Below are 16155 nucleotides of genomic sequence, written 5' to 3'. Positions count from 1 at the left end.
TCAGGCTCCCCACGCGAGGATGGCGAAGGTGAGCAGGCCAGCCACCCCGAGCAGCATCACGAAGGCATAGTGATAGACATAGCCGGACTGGATCTTGGCCAGTCGAGCGGCGGATTTCAGCGACACCCAGGCGGCGCCGTTCGGGCCCAGACCATCGATGATCTTCACGTCGACCATCTTCCAGAAGAAGTTCCCGATGGCGCGGAAGCCGCGCACGAAGACGAAGTCGTACAGCTCGTCGAAATACCACTTGTTGTAGAGGAAGCGGTAGATGACGCCGTTCCGCTCGGCCATGCGACGGCCCATGCCTTCGCGGGCGACATAGATCCAGTAGGCGAAGGCCGTGCCGATCAGGGTCAGGATCAGCGGCGACCACTTCACCCAGGTCGGGACCGAATGGCTCTCGTGCAGGACGTGGTTGTGCGCGCCGGTGAAGATGGCCCCGCGCCAGAACTCGCCCTCGTGGTGGCCGATGAAGTGCGGCGCGAAGACGAAGCCGGCGGCGACCGCGCCGACCGACAGCAGGATCAGCGGGATCAGCATGACCGGCGGGCTCTCGTGCGGCTTCAGAGGGCCGTGATGGCCGTGGTCGTCATGGGCGTGATCGTCGTGCGCGTGGGCGTCGGTGACCGGCTCGGAATGGGTTTCCAGCTGGGCGTGCGAGGCGTGGTCGTCAGCGTGATGCGCGGCGTGATGCGCATCGCCCTCTTCCTTCCACACCGGCTTGTTGTGGAAGGTCATGAAGACCAGGCGCCACGAATAGTAGGCGGTCAGACCGGCGGCGATGATGCCGACGAAGAAGGCGAACAGGCCGATGGCCGAGTGACCCGAGGCCGCCGAGGCATAGGCGCTCTCGATGATCGAGTCCTTGGAGTAGAAGCCGGCGAAGCCGCCGACCCCGGGAATGCCCAGGCCGGTGATGGCGATGGTGCCGATGGTCATGACCGCATAGGTCACGGGCAGCAGCCTCCACAGACCGCCCATCTTCCGCATGTCCTGCTCGTGGTGCATGCCATGGATCACCGAACCGGCGCCCAGGAACAGCAGGGCCTTGAAGAAGGCGTGGGTGAACAGGTGGAACATGGCGGACTGATAGGCGCCGACGCCAGCCGCGAAGAACATGTAGCCCAGCTGCGAACAGGTCGAATAGGCGATGACCCGCTTGATGTCGTTCTGGGTCAGGCCGACCGTCGCGGCGAACAAAGCCGTGATCGCGCCGATGATGGCGATGATCTGCGACGCGCCCGGCGCATACTCATAGATGGGGCTCAGCAGGCAGACCATATAGACGCCGGCGGTGACCATGGTCGCCGCGTGGATCAGCGCCGACACCGGCGTCGGGCCTTCCATGGCGTCCGGCAACCAGGTGTGCAGGAAGAACTGGGCCGACTTGCCCATGGCGCCGATGAACAACAGGAAGCCGGCCAGATCCAGCGCGGACCATTGGACGCCCAGGAACTCCCACGTCGTGCCGGCCTTGGTCGCGATCAGCGGGAACAGTTCGGCGAAGTTGATGGTGCCGTACATCCAGAAGATCGTCATGATCCCCAGGACGAAGCCGAAGTCGCCGACGCGGTTGACGACGAAGGCCTTGATGGCGGCGGCGCTGGCCGTCGGCTTCTTGAACCAGAAGCCGATCAGCAGATAGGACGCCAGCCCCACCCCTTCCCAGCCGAAGAAAATCTGCATGAAGTCGGCCGCCGTCACCAGCGCCAGCATCATGAAGGTGAACAGCGACAGATAGGCGAAGAAGCGCGGCCGGCTGTCGTCCTCGGCCATATAGCCCCAGGAATACAGGTGAACCAGCGACGACACGCTGGTGACCACGATCAGCATGGTCGCCGACAGGGCGTCGATGCGGATCGACCAGGCCGACTGGAAGTCGCCCACATTGATGAAGGGCGCCAGGCGGATCGTGAAGGGCTCAAGATGGCCCCAGGTCCATTGGCCGAACACCGTCCAGGCCACGGCGCACGAGAAGAACAGCAGGCCGGTCGTGACGGCCTGCGACGGGATATTGCCGATCCGGCGGCCGAAGAAGCCGGCGATGGCCGCGCCCAGCAGCGGGGCGAAGATCCCGAGAATGACGAGGGTATGGAAAGTCACGCTCAACCCTTCATCACGGAGGCGTCGTCGACGGCGATGTCGCCGCGGTTACGGAAGAAGGTCACCAGGATGGCCAGGCCGACGGCGGCTTCGGCGGCGGCGACGGTCAGGACGAACATCGCCATGATCTGCCCGCTGATCTCGTTCAGATAGGTCGAGAAGGCGACAAAGTTGATGTTCACGGCCAGCAGGATCAGCTCGATCGACATCAGGATGATGATGACGTTCTTGCGGTTCACGAAGATGCCGAACACCCCGATGGTGAACAGGATCGCGGCGACCGTCAGATAGTGGGTCAGACCGATCATCAGAGAAGCTCCTCGGCGCTGACGCCCTCGCCCGTGGCGGCGGGCTTGATCTCGACCGACTTCAGACGGTCGCGGTTCACCTGATCGCCGGGGTTCTGGCGTTTGATGTGCGGCTTGTGGCGCAGCGTCAGGGTGATGGCGCCGATCATCGCGATCAGCAGCACGATCCCGGCCGCCTGGAAGAAGTAGACGTAGTCCGTGTAGAGCACGCGACCGATGGCCTCGACATTGGTGACGCTGGCGTCCGGCGCGCCCGGCGCCGGCAGGCCCGCCGCCGCCCCGCCCTGCACCACGGCGACCGAGACGATGATCATCTCGGCCAGCAGCACGGCGGCGATCACGGCGCCCAGCGGCAGATAGCGCGCATAGCCCTCGCGCAGCTTCAGGAAGTCCACGTCCAGCATCATGACGACGAACAGGAACAGCACCGCGACGGCGCCCACATAGACGACGACCAGCAGCATCGCCAGGAACTCGGCCCCCAGCAGCACGAACAGACCCGCCGACGAGAAGAAGGCCAGGATCAACCACAGCACGCTGTGAACAGGGTTGCGCGCGGTCACGACCAGAAGGCCGGAAACCGTGGCGACCGCCGCCAGCAGATAGAAGGCTATGCCTTGCAGCATGTCGGGACGAAGCCCCTTTCGTATCGGCCGCGACCCCCGTTCAGGAATCGCCGACCCGTTAGCGTGAGCGCCTTAGCGGTAAGGCGCGTCGAGTTCCAGATTCTTGGCGATCTGCCGTTCCCAGCGGTCGCCGTTATCGAGCAGGCGTTGCTTGTCGTAGAGCAGCTCCTCGCGCGTCTCGACGGCGAACTCCGAGTTCGGCCCCTCCACGATGGCGTCCACCGGGCAGGCCTCCTGGCACAGGCCGCAGTAGATGCATTTGACCATGTCGATGTCGTAGCGGGTCGTGCGGCGGCTGCCGTCGGCGCGCGGTTCGGCCTCAATGGTGATGGCCTGGGCCGGGCAGATCGCCTCGCACAGCTTGCAGGCGATGCAGCGTTCCTCGCCGTTCGCATAGCGGCGCAGCGCGTGCTCGCCACGGAAGCGCGGCGACTGCGGATTGCGCTCGAACGGATAGTTCACGGTCATCTTCGGCCGCGCCATATATTTCAGCGACAGGCCGATGGCGCCGATGACGTCCAGCATCATCGCGCCCTTGGTCGCCTGGACGATACGGGTGAACATCAGCACTTATCCTTGAGAGCAGGCGTCTTCGGCGCGACCATCACGACCCCACCACGAACACGCGCCAGGCCGAGACGATGACGACCGCCACCAGCGAGGTCGGCAGGAAGATTTTCCAGCCCAGGCGCATCAGCTGATCGTAGCGATAGCGCGGCACGAAGGCCTTCACCATCGAGATCATGACGAACCAGAAGACGGTCTTGGCCATGAAAGTCAGCAGGTAGATCGCATAGGCGATCCAGGCCGGCAGCCCGTCCATCCAGGCCTGCGGCACGCCGGGGTTCCAGCCGCCGAAGAACAGCAGGCTGATCATCGCCGACATGAAGACGATGTTGACGTATTCGCCCATCATGAACAGCAGATACGGCGTCGAACTGTATTCAACCTGATAACCGGCGACCAGTTCGGACTCGGCCTCGGGCAGGTCGAACGGCGGACGGTTGGTTTCGGCAAGGGCCGAGATGAAGAAGATGATCGACATCGGGAACAGGATCACCACCAGCGGCCAGGTGTCGGCGCCGCCGCCAAAGCCGTACCAGTTCCAGAACATCCCCTTCTGGCTCTCGACGATGGCCGACAGGTTCATGGTCCCCGCCAGCAGGATCACATTGATGATGATCAGGCCCAGCGAGACTTCGTAGGACACCATCTGCGCCGCCGAACGCAGCGAGCCCAGGAACGGATACTTCGAGTTCGAAGCCCAGCCGCCCATGATGATGCCGTAAACGCCCAGCGACGACACCGCGAAGATATACAGAATGCCGACGTTCAGGTCCGACACCACCCAACCGGGCGCGAACGGAATGACGGCCCAGGCCATGAAGGCCAGGATCACGGTGATGATCGGGGCGATGATGAAGACGGCCTTGTCCGCGCCGGCCGGGATCACGACCTCCTTCAGCACGAACTTGATCATGTCCGCAAAGGATTGAAGCAGGCCGAAGGGGCCGACGACGTTGGGACCTTTCCGCATCTGCACGCCGGCCCAGACCTTGCGGTCGGCCAGCAGCAGGAAGGCGACGGCGATCAGCACGCCGACCGTGATCAGCAGAACCTGACCGAGCGTGATCAGCGTCCAGCCCAGCGGGGTGGCCCAGAAGGAAACGGGGTCCATGGTTTACTCCGCCGCCAGAGCGACCGGGGCGATCCGCAAGGCGGACAACTCGGCCATCGTCGCGCTGGCGCGCGCGATCGGGTTGGAAAGATAGGGGTCGGCCACGACCGAGACGAAGGCGCGGTCGCCCAGATCGCCCTTGGCGCCCAGCGACGCCACGTCGAACGCCGCCGGCGCGGGCAGATAGTCGATCCGGCCGAAGGTCGGATGCTCGCCCATCAGCTTGGTGCGCAACTGCTCCAGCGTGTCGTAAGGCAGGGTATGATCGACCCGGGCGGACAGGGCGCGGATGATGGCCCAGTCTTCCTTGGCCTCGCCTTTCGGGAAGACGACCCGTTCGGCCATCTGCACCCGGCCCTCGGTATTGACGTAAAGGCCCGACTTCTCGGTATAGGCCGCGCCCGGCAGGATGACGTCGGCGCCGTGCGCGCCCCGGTCGCCGTGGCTGCCCAGATAGACGCGGAAGGCGTTGGAGCCGGTCGGATCGACCTCGTCGGCGCCCAGCAGGAACAGAACGTCCAGCGCGTCCGGCTTCAGCATCTCGGCGACGGTCAGTCCGCCCTCGGCAGGCACGAAGCCCATGTCCAGACCGGCGACGCGCGACGCGGCGTGGTGCAGGACGTTGAAGCCGTTCCAGCCATCCGCGACGACGCCGACCTTTTTCGCCAGGGCGCCCAGGGCGTTCAGGACGGCCGCGCCGCCCTCCCCGCTCAAAGCGCCGGAGCCGACGATGATCGCCGGACGCTCGGCCTTGGTCAGGAAGTCCATCGCCGACTTGGGCAGCTTGCCCAGGGTCTGCGAACCGGCGCCCAGATAGGCGTAGTCGAACGTCAGGTCGGCCTGTTCGCCGATGACGCCGATCTCGACGTCGCCCTTCAGCCAGGTCTTGCGCAGGCGCGCGTTCAGCAGCGGCGCCTCGATCCGGGGATTGGCCCCGACGATCAGGATGGCGTCAGCCTTTTCAATGCCTTCCAGGCCGGAGTTGAACAGCCATCCCTCACGCGGGCCGTAGCCCACGGCCGCGCCGTCCTGGCGGCAGTCGGTGTTGTTGGAGCCGAGCGCGCGGAACAGGTCCAGCGTCGCCTTCATCGACTCGGCGTCCTGCAAATCGCCGGCGATCACGCCGATGCGGTCGGCCGGTGCCGCCTTCAGCTTGGCGGCCACGGCGTCCAGCGCCTCGTTCCACGATGCGGCGCGCAAGCGTCCGTTCTCACGGATCCACGGACGGTCCAAACGACGCGCGGTCAGGCCGTCGACGACGTAGCGGCTCTTGTCCGACAGCCACTCCTCGTTGATGCCCTCATTGACGCGCGGCAGCACGCGCATGACCTCGGACCCGCGGTAGTCGGCGCGGATGTTCGAGCCCAGGGCGTCCATGACGTCGATGGTCTCGGTCTTCTTCAGTTCCCACGGACGATAGTGGTACTGCCACGGACGGTGCGTCAGGGCGCCGACCGGGCACAGGTCGTTAACATTGCCCGACAATTCCGAGGCGACCGACTTCTCCAGATAGGTCGTGATCTCGGCGTCCTCGCCGCGCGAGATCATGCCGATGTCCGGCACCCCGGCGACTTCGGTGATGAAGCGGACGCAGCGCGTGCACTGAATGCAGCGCGTCATGAAGGTCTTGATGGTCGGACCCATCGCCTTTTCTTCGACCGCGCGCTTGTTCTCCGAATAGCGCGAGCCGTCGCGGCCATAGCCGACCGACTGGTCCTGCAGGTCGCACTCGCCGCCCTGATCGCAGATCGGGCAATCCAGCGGGTGGTTGATGAGCAGGAACTCCATCACCCCTTCGCGGGCCTTCTTGACCATCGGCGTGTCGGTGAAAATTTCCTGGCCATCGGCAGCCGGCAGCGCGCAAGAGGCTTGCGGCTTCGGCGGCCCAGGCTTCACCTCGACCAGACACATCCGGCAGTTGCCGGCGATGGACAGGCGTTCGTGATAGCAGAAGCGCGGGATTTCCTGCCCCGCGCGTTCGGCGACCTGGAGCACGGTCATGCCGGGCTCGAACTCGGTTTCGACGCCGTTGACCTTGGCGACTGGCATCAGCGGGCCTCTTCTTCAGCGGGAACGGCCAGATCGGCGCGTTCCGTCGTCCCATCCGGGAGCGTCTGTGTGATGGTGATCGTCTCGCCGTCCATGACGTAGCGGATCACCGGGTCGCCCGACTGGTTCATCCAGCGAACGAGCGTTGCATCGGGCAGATCGAGCGGCTTCCACACGATCAGATCGTTTTCCACGCGGCACTCGGCGCGCATCCGGCCGCCATCGACCGGCGCCCGCCACGAGGCGCGCACCACCCCGTCCTGCACCCCGTCGAGGGTGATGGCCGACGGCGTCTGGCCGTGAATCTGGGCCAGGCCCGCACGGCACACGCGGCGCAGTTCGCCGGCGGTCACAACCTTGGGCGCGGTCTGCACGGCGTCCGACGTCTTGACCTCGGCCGAGACCTTTTCCGCAGGCGTGGGCGCAGCGTCACGCTCGCCGCAGGCGGCGAGAGCGAAGGCTCCGATCACGATGGCGGGCGAAAGGCGCATCCCTACTCCGCGGCGATGGCGTGGCCGGCGAAGTTCGCGCGGCGGCTGCGATAGTTGGCGATGCGTTCCTCGATCTCGTGACGGAAGTGACGGATCAGGCCCTGAACCGGCCATGCAGCCGCATCGCCCAGGGCGCAGATGGTGTGGCCCTCGACCTGGCCGGCGACGTCCAGCAACAGGTCGATTTCCGACGGATCGGCCTCGCCCACCGCCATCCGCTCCAGCACCCGCCACATCCAGCCGGTGCCCTCGCGGCACGGCGTGCATTGGCCGCAGCTCTCATGTTTGAAGAAGTAGCTGATGCGAGCGATGGCCTTCACGATGTCGGTCGACTCGTCCATCACCGTCACGCCGGCGGTGCCCAGCGAAGAGCGCATCTCGCGCATGGAATCGAAGTCCATCAAGACCGTCTCGGCCTGTTCGCGCGTGATGACCGGGCAGGACGCGCCGCCGGGGATGATGGCCTTCAGATTGCCCCAGCCGCCGCGCACCCCACCGCCGTGATCCTCGATCAGCTGGCGCAGCGGGATCGACATGGCCTCTTCTACCACGCAGGGCGTGTTCACATGCCCCGACAGCGACATCAGCTTGGTGCCGGTGTTGTTCGGGCGACCGAAGCCGGCGAACCAGTCGGCGCCGCGACGCAGGATCGTGCCCACGACCGCGATCGACTCGACATTGTTCACCGTGGTTGGGCAGCCATACAGGCCGGCGCCGGCCGGGAACGGCGGCTTCAGGCGCGGCTGGCCCTTCTTGCCTTCCAGCGACTCCAGCAGGGCCGTCTCTTCACCGCAGATATAGGCCCCTGCCCCGTGGTGGATATAGACGTGGAAATCCCAGCCGTGGACGTTGTCGTCGCCGATCAGCCGGGCCTCATAGGCCTGCTTGACGGCGGCTTCCATCCGCTCGCGCTCCAGCACATATTCGCCGCGCAGATAGATGTAGCAGGCGTGGGCCTGCATCGCGAAGCTGGCGATCAGCGCGCCTTCGATCAGCAGGTGCGGATCATGACGCATGATCTCGCGGTCCTTGCAGGTCGCGGGCTCGGATTCGTCGGCGTTGATGACCAGATAGTGAGGGCGATCCTTCACTTCCTTGGGCATGAACGACCACTTCAGCCCGGTCGAGAAACCGGCGCCGCCACGGCCGCGCAGGCCCGAGGCCTTGACGTTGTTGATGATCCAGTCGCGGCCAAGGTCCAGCATGTCCTTGGTGGCGTTCCAGGCCCCGCGCTGCTTCGCCCCCTCTACGCCCCAGTCATGGAAGCCGTACAGGTTGGTGAAGATCCGGTCCTTGTCTTCGAGAATGCCGACCATGGCCCTCAGAGTCCTTCCGCCAGACGGCGTTTGTGGTGGCGGGTGCGCATCCAGATGGCGGCGATGACCATCGCCCAGCCAGCCGCCAGCATGAAGTAGGAGACGTTGACCGCCCACGGCCCGACCACGCCCTGACGCGAGATCAGGATCAGCATGGCGGCGCCGACGACCATGGCCAGGCCCCCCGCGCGCAACGGACGTCCCACGCCCCGCAGTTCCTTGCGATAGGCCGCGCGGCCCTCGTCGGTGTTCAGATCGGGCGGCGACATCAGGCCGGGGCCTTCTCGACCGGGGCCGGATCGCTGTTCGGCAGTTTCTTGATCGGCTTGGCGGCCGAGCCGTCATACAGTTTGGCGTCCAGCAGGGTCTTGGCCCCGCCGGCCGGCGCCGCATTGGTGCGATCGATGTAGGAACCGCGTTCCGGCGTCTTGCCGGCGGCGAAGTCGTCGATGATCTGGCCGATGGTCTCGGGCGTCAGGTCCTCGAAATAGTAGTCGTTGATCTGGGCCATCGGCGCATTGGAGCAGGCGCCCAGGCATTCGACCTCCTGCCAGGTGAAGCGGCCGTCGGCGGACAGATGATCCTTGGGACCGATCTTCTCCTTGCAGACGCGCATCAGCTCATTGGCGCCGCGCAGCATGCACGGCGTGGTGCCGCACACCTGGATCAGCGCGGTCTTGCCGATCGGCTCCAGCATGAACATGGTGTAGAAGGTCGCGACCTCCAGCACCCGGATATAGGCCATGCCCAGCAGTTCGCCGATGGCGCGGATGGCGGGTTCGGAGACCCAGCCTTCCTGCTTCTGCACCAGCCACAGGATCGGGATCACCGCCGACTGGCGACGGCTTTCCGGGTATTTCTTGATCCACCATTCGGCCTTGGCCATCGTGTCGGCCGAGAAGGCGAACGCGGCGGGCTGGTCCTTGGCGAGACGACGAACGCTCATCGGTCCACTTCTCCGAAAACGATGTCGAGCGAGCCCAGGATGGCGGACACGTCGGCCAGCTGGTGGCCCCGGTTCATCCAGTCCATCGCCTGCAGCGAGCGGAAGCCCGGCGCCGAAATCTTCACGCGATAGGGTTTGTTGGTTCCGTCAGACACCAGATAGATGCCGAACTCGCCCTTGGGCGCCTCGACCGAGGCATAGACCTCGCCCTCGGGCGTCGAGAAGCCTTCGGTGTAGAGCTTGAAGTGGTGGATCAGCGATTCCATCGACCGCTTCATCTCGCCGCGACGCGGGGGGACTATCTTGTTGTTCTCGACCATCACCGGCTCGCCGGGGCAGTTCCGCAGTTTATGGATGCACTGCTCCATGATCCGCACCGACTGCTTCATCTCCTCGATGCGCACCAGATAGCGGTCCCAGCAGTCGCCGTTCTTGCCGACAACAACGTCGAACTCGAGTTCGGCGTAGCACTCATAGGGCTGCGACTTGCGCAGGTCCCAGGCGATGTCCGAGCCGCGCAGCATGACGCCGGTGAAGCCCCATTCCAGGGCCTGCTGCTTGGACACCACGCCGATGTCGACGTTGCGCTGCTTGAAGATGCGGTTCTCGGTAACGAGGCTTTCGATGTCCTTCAGCGCCGGCGGGAACTCGTGGCACCAGCGGCCGATGTCGTCGATCAGGTCCATCGGCAGGTCCTGGTGGACGCCGCCGGGACGGAAATAGTTGGCGTGCAGACGGGCGCCGCAGGCGCGCTCGTAGAACACCATCAGCTTCTCGCGTTCCTCGAAGCCCCAGAGCGGCGGCGTCAGGGCGCCGACGTCCATGGCCTGGGTCGTCACGTTCAGCATGTGCGACAGGATGCGGCCGATTTCCGAATACAGGACGCGGATCAGCTGCGCCCGGTATGGAACCTCGACGCCCAGCAGCTTCTCGATCGCCAGGCAGAAGGCATGCTCCTGGTTCATCGGCGAAACGTAATCCAGCCGGTCCAGATACGGCACGTTCTGCAGATAGGTGCGCGCCTCCATCAGCTTTTCGGTGCCGCGATGCAGCAGGCCGATGTGCGGATCGACGCGCTCGACGATCTCGCCGTCCAGCTCCAGCACCAGGCGCAGCACGCCGTGCGCGGCCGGGTGTTGCGGACCGAAGTTGATGGTGAACTTGCGGTCTTCCATTTCGCGCGCGTGGGCGGTGCGGGTGTCGAGTTCGTCGTCGAACACATCCACGCCCAGCGGCGCCACGGTGGGGTTTCCGTCAGCCATTACGCCTGGCCTCCCGCCTTTTCGTCGCCCGGCAGGACCGGCGCGGGGTATTCGGCGCCTTCCCACGGCGACAGGAAGTCGAACGTGCGGAATTCCTGCGTCAGCTTGACCGGCTCATAGACCACGCGGCGCTGTTCCTCGTCGTAACGAACCTCGACATAGCCCGTCATGGGGAAGTCCTTGCGGAGCGGATGCCCCTCGAAACCATAGTCCGTCAGCAGGCGACGCAGGTCCGGGTGGCCCGAGAACAGCATCCCATACATGTCGTAGGCTTCGCGTTCGAACCAGTTGGCGGCCGGATAGGCCGAGATGACCGAAGGCACGGGCTGGGTCTCGTCGGTCGACACCTTGACGCGCAGGCGCGCGTTCCGGGTCAGCGACAGCAGGTGATAGACCACCTCGAACCGCTCCTTGCGATCCGGGTAGTCCACACCGCAAAGGTCCAGCAACTGCTGGAAACCGAACTGATCCCGCAGCGCCGTCAGCACCTCGACGATCCGCTCGCGCGGCGCCACCAGCGTCAGTTCGCCAAAGGCCACCTGGGCCTCGACGCCCAAAGCGCCGACCATTTCTGCGCCCAGCGGCGTCAGAACGGCCTCGTGCTGGGCCTGAACAGCCAAAGAGGTCATCGGTCGATGGTCCCCGTGCGACGAATCTTCTTCTGCAGTTGCAGCAGGCCGTACAGCAGCGCCTCGGCCGTCGGCGGGCAGCCCGGCACATAGACGTCCACCGGCACCACGCGGTCGCAACCGCGCACGACGCTGTAGCTGTAGTGATAATAGCCGCCGCCGTTAGCGCAGCTGCCCATCGACACGACATAGCGCGGATCGGGCATCTGGTCGTAGACCTTGCGGATAGCCGGGGCCATCTTGTTAGTCAGGGTGCCTGCGACGATCATCAGGTCCGACTGGCGCGGGCTGGCGCGCGGCGCCATGCCGAAGCGCTCGACATCGAAGCGCGGCATCGACATCTGGATCATCTCGACGGCGCAGCAGGCCAGGCCGAAAGTCATCCACATCAAGGAGCCGGTGCGCGCCCAGTTGATGACGTCGTCGGCGGCGGCGACCAGATAGCCGCGCTCGCCGAGCTCCATGTTCACGGCCTCGAAAAACTTGTCGTGGACCTTGGGATCATAGCCCTCGACGGTCGAACGCGCGGCAGCGCCGGCCGGAACCAGCGGCGCGCCCGATGCGGACACCAGCCCGACGGGCTTGGAAGCGGCGACTACTCCCATTCCAAGGCTCCCTTCTTCCATTCGTAGATGAAGCCGATGGTCAGCACGCCCAGGAAAACCATCATCGACCAGAAGGCGAACACCATGCCGGCGTGCGACAGGTCGAACATCGACACCGCCCACGGGAACAGGAAGGCCACTTCCAGGTCGAAGATGATGAACAGGATCGACACCAGATAGAAGCGGATGTCGAACTTCATGCGCGCATCGTCGAAGGCGTTGAACCCGCACTCATAGGCCGACAGCTTCTCGCTGTCGGGGCTCTTCGGCGCCAGCAGCAGCGGCAGCGCGATGAACAGAATGCCGATGAAGGCCGCGACGCCGGCGAACACCAGCACGGGCAGATATTCTAGAAGAAATGCGTTCATTCGAAGAACCTCGTCCGCCGGGGAGAGGCGGGATTCGGCGCTTCTTAGACCCAACAACGTCGCCGTTCAAACCCCTGCGGACATTGGCTTTTCATTGAGAATGGATCGCAAGTTTGCGCGCCATATGTCGCAGGCCCGGCGCTTGCGCGTCCCGCGCGGTCAAAGCCCTATGGCGACCTCTCTCGCGTAACCGAAAGTCATCCGAATGAGCGTCGCCAGCCGCGCCCTGAACGCCGTCGAACGGATCGGCAACCGCCTGCCCGATCCGGTCTTCCTGTTCCTGTGGCTGATCGGCGGGCTGATCGTGCTGAGCCTGATCGGGGCGGGCCTGGGGTGGTCGGCGGTCAATCCCGTCACCGGCGACCGGCTGGCGGCGCAAAGCCTGCTGTCGGGCGAGAATCTTGAGCGGCTGATCATCGGCATGCCGCGCACCCTGGCCGACTTCCCGCCGCTGGGCATCGTCATCACCATCATATACGGGGCCTCGGTCGCCGAGCGGACAGGGCTGTTCGCCACCGCCATTCGCGGCGCCCTGCTGAATGCGCCGCGCATGATCCTGACGCCGGTCGTGGTCATCACCGGCATGGTGTCCCACCATGCGTCGGACGCCTCCTATGTCGTGGTCATTCCTCTGGCGGCGGTGATCTTCGCCGCGGCGGGGCGTCATCCGCTGGCGGGCCTTGCGGCAGGCTTCGCCGCCGTGTCGGGCGGATACGCCGGCAATCTGTTTCCAGGGGCCAGCGACGCCCTGATTCTGGGCATCACCGAGCCGGCCGCCCGGCTGATCGACCCGTCCTATTCTGTCAACATCGCCGGCAACTGGTTCTTCATCGTCGGCGTCGTCTTCGTCTTCACCCCCATCGTCTGGTTCCTGACCGACCGGGTCATCGAGCCGCGCCTTGGGGTATGGAAGCCGGCCCAGGGCGTCGCCGCCCCCGCCGCCGACGAGAAACAGCCCCTGACCGCCGCCGAAAAGCGCGGCCTGGCCTTCGCCGGCCTGGCGGTGCTGGGCATGATCGCGCTGTGGGCGCTGATCACCTTTTTGCCCGGCTCGCCCTTCGTGGACCCCGACGCCGATCCCGAACAGCGTTTCAATCCGCTGTACCGATCCCTGGTCGCCTTCTTCGCCGTCACCTTCTTCGTGGCCGGCGGGGCTTACGGCGCGGGATCGGGCGCGATCCAGTCGCACCGCGATCTGGTGGCCATGATGCGCGACGGCATCGCCCAGCTGGCGCCCTATATCGTTCTGGCCTTCTTCGCCGCCCATTTCGTGGCCATGTTCAACTGGTCGGGGCTGGGGCCGATCCTGGCGGTCCATGCGGCGGCGGGCTTGAAGAGCATCGCCCTGCCCGCCCCGCTGCTGCTGATCTGCGTGGTCTTCGTCTCGTGCTTCTTCGACCTGTTCATCGGATCGGCCTCGGCCAAGTGGTCGGCGCTGGCGCCCATCGTGGTGCCCATGTTCATGCTCCTGGGCATCTCGCCCGAGATGACGACCGCCGCCTATCGCATGGGCGATTCGGTCACCAACATCGCCACGCCGCTGATGAGCTATTTCCCGCTGATCCTGACCTTCGCCCAGCGGTGGGACCCGCGATTCGGCCTGGGGTCGCTGATGGCCACCATGCTGCCCTACGCCGGGGCCTTCCTGATCGCGGGGCTTTGCATGGTGGCGGCCTGGGTCGCCTTCGACCTGCCGCTGGGGCCGGGCGTCGGCGTCCACTATGAGCCGCCCGCCTCCGCCGTCGCCGCTCAGGAGCCTGCGGCGGGCGGCCTGGCCGGTCCGCACAGTCCGCCTCAGGCGGCCGTCGTCGCGCCGTCCACAGCCCCGTCGCGCTGACCGGCGTCTTTCTCCGAAAAGGTCGCTTGACGCGCTGGGTCGGGCCGCCTAAACGACGCCCCTCGCCGGGGCGCACAGCCGCTTCGGCCGGGAAACGCGGGTGTAGCTCAGTTGGTTAGAGTGCCGGCCTGTCACGCCGGAGGTCGCGGGTTCGAGCCCCGTCACTCGCGCCACTCTCTCTAGAGATAGAAAGAGTGGCGCACGCCGCCTTCCCAAACAGCTTTCGAAACAGCTCAAAAGTTTCGTCGCAGGTACGCGGGTGTAGCTCAGTTGGTTAGAGTGCCGGCCTGTCACGCCGGAGGTCGCGGGTTCGAGCCCCGTCACTCGCGCCACTTCTTTTCCAGACATCGTTATAAAGAAGTGGCGCGCCCCGCCTGCGCGGGCGGGTCGCACGGCGTCCTCAGTGCAGCTGCAGTTCCGCGTCGGGCGTCATGAAGGCCGCCTCGCCCGTCAGCTGGCCATAGACGGCGCACAGATCCTCGAACACCCGGTTCCAGGCGAACTGGCTGACCGCCTTTTCGCGCGCCGCCCGGCCGATGGCCTCGATGTCGCGCGCGAACAGAGCCTCGACCGCCTCGGCGTAGTCCGCCGCCTCGGCGCGCGCGGCCAGTTGCCCGACCGTATCGTCCACCGTCTCGGCCACGCCGCCGGCGTTGACGCCCACGACCGGCCGCCCGCAGGCCATGGCCTCCAGCACGATCAGGCCGAACGGCTCCTTGTCGTTGGCGTGAACGAAGGCGTCGCAGCTGGCGATGATCTTGGCCACGGCGCGGGGGTCGGTCTCGTAAGGCAGGGAGATGACCCGGTCCTCGTCCGGCATCCCCGACCCGGCGCCGACCAAGACCAGATGATAGGGCGCACCCAGCTTCTGGACCGCCTCGATCAGCACGTCGACGTTCTTTTCCTTGGCCGGCCGTCCGGCGAAGCACAGCAGGCGCGCATCCTGGTCCAGGCCCAGTCGGTCCAGCAGCCATTGCCGGTCGCGGCGCTCGGGCCGGAAGGTGTCGATCTCGACCCCCAAAGGCCGGATGACGATATTGTCCACGCCCGCCTCTTCTAGCCGCCGGGCGATGAAGCGGCTGGGCGACACCACCCGGTCGAACTGCGAGAACAGACGCGCCCAGCGCTTCTCGACCGGCTTCTTGGCCCATTCGCCGAAATGCAGCGCCGCCAGACCCGCCGGGTCCGAATGACAGAAGCCGACGACGGGGCACCCGACGCGCTGGCCGGCCTCCAGGGCGCCCTGCCCTGGCGTATAGGGATCGCCCGCCTCGATGATCGACGGCTTCATCGCCGCGACCCAGGCGCTCCAGCGCTTGACCGACGTCGGCCAGCGGTAGCCGTCGCCGAACGGCAGCTTGGTGGCGCGCAGCCGAACCACCCCGTCCGCGCCCGCCTTGTGCCGCGCGCCCGGCACGATCAGCGAATGGCTGACGCCCGGCCGATTGGTCTCGATCCACGCCTTCTTGGACAGGAGATAGCGTTTCACGCCGCCCGAACGGGGCGCATACAGCATGGTGGTGTCCACCAGCCGCGGTCGGTCGTCCATCGCCGCCGCCTTCAGGGCGCGCAACGTGTCGGCGACTTCCACGTCCAGCCCCGGAATCAACCGGAGTTCGCTTTCCTGGACGTCGAGGTCGGTCATGCTCATGGGGCGTTCTCGTCTGGCTTGGGCTGTCGAACGCCGAAGGGGTTCGTTGGATGCGTCGTCGCGACGCGGCGCCAAGCCTTTCGTCGCCCGTAAACCCGGCCGTGGCAAAGCTCAAGAGCGGCCCCGCCAAATCGCTCCGTATTCGCTGCAAAGCTTGGATTTCGCAAAACGTCAGTCACGTCTTAGACAGGCGATCCGGCGGTTGTGGCCTTGTATTCGCCTCAAATTCGATAAACTTGAGGAAGGCTGCCGCAGACCCTGCTAAGGGGTCGCCTGTACCGTT

The 16155-nt window shown here is 65.6% G+C and carries 16 protein-coding genes and 2 tRNA genes; 3 read left to right on the top strand and 15 right to left on the bottom strand.

The genetic code is table 11. The features are described from left to right. The 14 genes from nuoL to B3Z70_RS09205 form a co-directional block, all read right to left on the bottom strand. Entirely contained in the window at positions 1-2106 is a 2106-nt protein-coding gene (gene nuoL, locus B3Z70_RS09270) for an NADH-quinone oxidoreductase subunit L (protein WP_292023282.1), read from the bottom strand. A 2-nt stretch (positions 2107-2108) separates the two neighbouring features. Further along, positions 2109-2414 (bottom strand): NADH-quinone oxidoreductase subunit NuoK, encoded by a 306-nt coding sequence (gene nuoK / locus B3Z70_RS09265; RefSeq protein ID WP_017503985.1) that lies wholly within the window; start codon positions 2412-2414, stop codon positions 2109-2111. Beyond that, positions 2414-3040 carry an NADH-quinone oxidoreductase subunit J gene (locus B3Z70_RS09260; protein ID WP_292023280.1) on the bottom strand — a complete coding sequence of 209 codons (627 nt, stop codon included), beginning with the start codon at positions 3038-3040 and terminating at the stop codon, positions 2414-2416. Before B3Z70_RS09260 ends, nuoK begins: the two co-directional genes overlap by 1 nt. A gap of 72 nt (positions 3041-3112) precedes the next feature. Then, positions 3113-3604, bottom strand: a complete 492-nt coding sequence (gene nuoI, locus B3Z70_RS09255) for an NADH-quinone oxidoreductase subunit NuoI (protein ID WP_017503987.1) — start codon at positions 3602-3604, stop codon at positions 3113-3115. 40 nt (positions 3605-3644) lie between these two features. Next, positions 3645-4718 carry an NADH-quinone oxidoreductase subunit NuoH gene (gene nuoH / locus B3Z70_RS09250; protein WP_292023278.1) on the bottom strand — a complete coding sequence of 358 codons (1074 nt, stop codon included), beginning with the start codon at positions 4716-4718 and terminating at the stop codon, positions 3645-3647. A 3-nt stretch (positions 4719-4721) separates the two neighbouring features. Then, complete coding sequence (nuoG, locus tag B3Z70_RS09245; RefSeq protein WP_292023276.1) at positions 4722-6767, bottom strand: NADH-quinone oxidoreductase subunit NuoG; 2046 nt, start codon at positions 6765-6767, stop codon at positions 4722-4724. Further along, on the bottom strand, positions 6767-7258 hold the full coding sequence (locus B3Z70_RS09240; RefSeq protein ID WP_292023274.1) for a hypothetical protein: 492 nt from the start codon (positions 7256-7258) through the stop codon (positions 6767-6769). The genes nuoG and B3Z70_RS09240 overlap by 1 nt, the downstream gene beginning before the upstream one ends. A 2-nt stretch (positions 7259-7260) precedes the next feature. Continuing rightward, positions 7261-8574 carry an NADH-quinone oxidoreductase subunit NuoF gene (nuoF, locus tag B3Z70_RS09235; protein WP_292023272.1) on the bottom strand — a complete coding sequence of 438 codons (1314 nt, stop codon included), beginning with the start codon at positions 8572-8574 and terminating at the stop codon, positions 7261-7263. Between the two features lie 5 nt (positions 8575-8579). Next, a complete protein-coding gene (locus tag B3Z70_RS09230; protein WP_292023269.1) occupies positions 8580-8843 on the bottom strand; it encodes a hypothetical protein in 264 nt (87 codons plus the stop codon). After that, entirely contained in the window at positions 8843-9520 is a 678-nt protein-coding gene (gene nuoE / locus B3Z70_RS09225) for an NADH-quinone oxidoreductase subunit NuoE (RefSeq protein ID WP_292023266.1), read from the bottom strand. Before nuoE ends, B3Z70_RS09230 begins: the two co-directional genes overlap by 1 nt. Further along, positions 9517-10695 carry an NADH-quinone oxidoreductase subunit D gene (locus B3Z70_RS09220; RefSeq protein ID WP_292023331.1) on the bottom strand — a complete coding sequence of 393 codons (1179 nt, stop codon included), beginning with the start codon at positions 10693-10695 and terminating at the stop codon, positions 9517-9519. The genes nuoE and B3Z70_RS09220 overlap by 4 nt, the downstream gene beginning before the upstream one ends. A gap of 86 nt (positions 10696-10781) precedes the next feature. Further along, positions 10782-11411, bottom strand: coding sequence for an NADH-quinone oxidoreductase subunit C (locus B3Z70_RS09215; protein ID WP_409410585.1), 630 nt, complete (start codon positions 11409-11411; stop codon positions 10782-10784). Continuing rightward, a complete protein-coding gene (locus B3Z70_RS09210) occupies positions 11408-12037 on the bottom strand; it encodes a NuoB/complex I 20 kDa subunit family protein (RefSeq protein WP_292023265.1) in 630 nt (209 codons plus the stop codon). The genes B3Z70_RS09215 and B3Z70_RS09210 overlap by 4 nt, the downstream gene beginning before the upstream one ends. After that, a complete protein-coding gene (locus B3Z70_RS09205; RefSeq protein ID WP_205680889.1) occupies positions 12007-12384 on the bottom strand; it encodes an NADH-quinone oxidoreductase subunit A in 378 nt (125 codons plus the stop codon). Before B3Z70_RS09205 ends, B3Z70_RS09210 begins: the two co-directional genes overlap by 31 nt. 205 nt (positions 12385-12589) lie before the next feature. Between B3Z70_RS09205 and B3Z70_RS09200 the strand changes: the two genes are divergently transcribed. From B3Z70_RS09200 to B3Z70_RS09190, 3 genes are all read left to right on the top strand, one after another. Further along, positions 12590-14221 carry an AbgT family transporter gene (locus B3Z70_RS09200; protein ID WP_292023264.1) on the top strand — a complete coding sequence of 544 codons (1632 nt, stop codon included), beginning with the start codon at positions 12590-12592 and terminating at the stop codon, positions 14219-14221. Between the two features lie 96 nt (positions 14222-14317). Next, positions 14318-14394, top strand: a tRNA-Asp gene (locus B3Z70_RS09195). 82 nt (positions 14395-14476) lie between these two features. After that, positions 14477-14553: transfer RNA gene (locus tag B3Z70_RS09190), tRNA-Asp, on the top strand. 68 nt (positions 14554-14621) lie between these two features. Here B3Z70_RS09190 and B3Z70_RS09185 read toward each other — a convergent pair. Next, positions 14622-15872 (bottom strand): glycosyltransferase, encoded by a 1251-nt coding sequence (locus tag B3Z70_RS09185; RefSeq protein WP_292023262.1) that lies wholly within the window; start codon positions 15870-15872, stop codon positions 14622-14624. Positions 15873-16155: the final 283 nt, after the last annotated feature.

The sequence above is a fragment of the Brevundimonas sp. UBA6550 genome, from assembly GCF_002434505.1.
Lineage (GTDB): Bacteria > Pseudomonadota > Alphaproteobacteria > Caulobacterales > Caulobacteraceae > Brevundimonas.
Note: the sequence above shows the minus strand (reverse complement) of the source record. Positions and strands in the feature narration are given on the sequence as shown.